This is a genomic window from Henriciella sp. (assembly GCF_049649345.1).
In the GTDB taxonomy this organism is placed as follows: Bacteria; Pseudomonadota; Alphaproteobacteria; order Caulobacterales; family Hyphomonadaceae; genus Henriciella.
This window is the reverse complement of sequence record NZ_JBARZC010000211.1, coordinates 1-1,787: the sequence shown is the minus strand read 5'-3', so window position 1 is coordinate 1,787 and position 1,787 is coordinate 1. Positions and strand designations below refer to the sequence as shown.

Annotated in this window: 3 protein-coding genes; 1 reads left to right on the top strand and 2 read right to left on the bottom strand. The window is 61.3% G+C overall.

Annotated features, from left to right (window positions below; genetic code table 11):
- Positions 1 to 536, bottom strand: a 536-nt coding sequence (locus tag WA989_RS05310; RefSeq protein ID WP_424339465.1) for an NUDIX domain-containing protein, incomplete at its 3' end; no start/stop codon positions are given.
- 111 nt (positions 537 to 647) lie between these two features.
- Between WA989_RS05310 and WA989_RS05305 the strand changes: the two genes are divergently transcribed.
- On the top strand, positions 648 to 1,316 hold the full coding sequence (locus tag WA989_RS05305; RefSeq protein WP_424339464.1) for a MarR family winged helix-turn-helix transcriptional regulator: 669 nt from the start codon (positions 648 to 650) through the stop codon (positions 1,314 to 1,316).
- Between the two features lie 12 nt (positions 1,317 to 1,328).
- Here WA989_RS05305 and WA989_RS05300 read toward each other — a convergent pair.
- Positions 1,329 to 1,787: redoxin family protein (locus tag WA989_RS05300; RefSeq protein ID WP_424339463.1), on the bottom strand; the 459-nt coding region annotated here is incomplete at its 5' end.

The window sequence follows — 1,787 nt, the reverse complement described above, 5'->3', positions numbered from 1 at the left end:
TACGTCGTGATCTTTTCGGTGCCCGGCGGCGTGGCGTAAGGCGCGAATGTCTCGAGGCCGCGCGATTGGGCATAATGGGTGAGCGCCCAGACCACAGTCGGGAACGCCAAGTCTGACCACGGAATGTCCTTCCAGTCGAACATCCCCACTTCGAGGCTTTCCGGCCCGGCGGCGATCTCTGACTCCAGCTCTGCTCGGAACATGATCTGGACCTGCCCGATCCGCGGCACCGAATACACCGCCAGCACACGGTCGATGTCGATCTTCGCGCAAGCCTCTTCCATGGCCTCGCGGGCGGCGGCTGCTTCGACCGTCTCGCCAAGCTCCATATAGCCCGCCGGCAGGGTCCAGTAGCCCTTGCGCGGTTCGATGGCGCGCTTGCAGAGCAGGATCTTGGCGCCCCTGGTCACGACCGAGCCGGCCACAATGCGCGGGTTCTGATAGTCGATGAAGCCGCACGTTCCGCACACGCGCCGTTCCCGGTCATCGCCCTCAGGCACACGCATGTCGAAGGACTCGTCTGTTTGAGGTGTCATGATGCTGTTATCGTCTCGCTTTATTGGGGAAAATCATTGATCCGTGGACGGTTCGTTCCCAAGATACGATCTGGGGCGCGATGCAGCTACAGCAGCAAGGGTAATGATGGAATGGCGGACGAACAAGCAAAACAGGATTTCGATCTTCATACTTCGCCGAGCCATTTGCTGCACCGCGCTCAGCAGTCGGCGGTCAATCTTTCCGCGGGGGCGCTCTCTGATCAGGGGCTGACGCTTCGTCAGTTTGCGGTGCTTGCCGCGCTCGCCGGCGAGGATGGACAGAGCCAGGCGCGCCTCGTCGATCAGACCGGTATCGACCGCTCGACCCTTGCTGAAATGGTCCGCCGGATGGAGCTGTCCGGCTACATCAAGCGCGTCATCTCCAAAGAAGACAAGCGCGCCAAGGCGGTGTCCCTGATGGCGAAAGGGCGCAAGACTTATGAGGCGGCATTGCCACATGTGCAGGCCGCCGACAGCGAGCTTCTCTCCATGATCCGCTCAAACCGGCGAAGCGCGCTCATCGACTCGCTTGCCCGCGTCTCCGGATCGCAGCCTGGCGAAGCTGCGCCGGAGCCCGAGAGCGTAGAGACCGGCGAGGCGAAGGCGACGTCGAAGAGCGATAAGTCCGCCGAGAAGTCGAAGAGCAAGCCTGCCAAATCCACCAAGTCTTCCAAGGACAGCAAACCGGCCAAGGCTGAGAAGGCAGAAAAGCCAGCGAAAGCCGACAAGTCGGACAAGAAATCTTCGAAAAAGAAAAAGAAGAAAAAGAAGAAAAGCTGACGCGGTTCGCGCTTAGCCCTCCAATGCGTCGCTCACTTTCGCTCGGCTCTCTGCGTCGAGCACACCGCGCACATGCATTATGATCTTTCCTTCCGGGCTGATCACGAATGTCTCAGGCACGCCGGTCAGCCCGAATTCCAGCCCGCCCTGGCCTGACCGGTCGATGCCGATCTGTTCGAATGGATTGCCAAGCTCGTCCAGAAACCCGCGCGTTGCCTCCGGCACGTCCTTGTAGGCCAGCCCGAAGACCTGACCGGGATGGGCCTCTGCGAGCGCTGTCACTTCCGGATGCTCGACGCGGCAGGGCGCACACCAGCTGGCAAACAGATTGACCATGATCGGCTTGCCGGGAGGCGGCGGCGAAAAGCGGATCTCCTGGGCGCTGTCGCTGAGCAGCGGGAAGCTCATTTGCGGCGCGATGCGGTCCGCCTTTGCGGTGAAACTGTCATCCTTGGGCCGCATTAGCTGGAC

Bases quoted from the DNA above. Each gene is read 5' to 3' on its own strand.
- WA989_RS05305 (WP_424339464.1), top strand. From the start codon at position 648: ATGGCGGACGAACAAGCAAAACAGGATTTCGATCTTCATACTTCGCCG.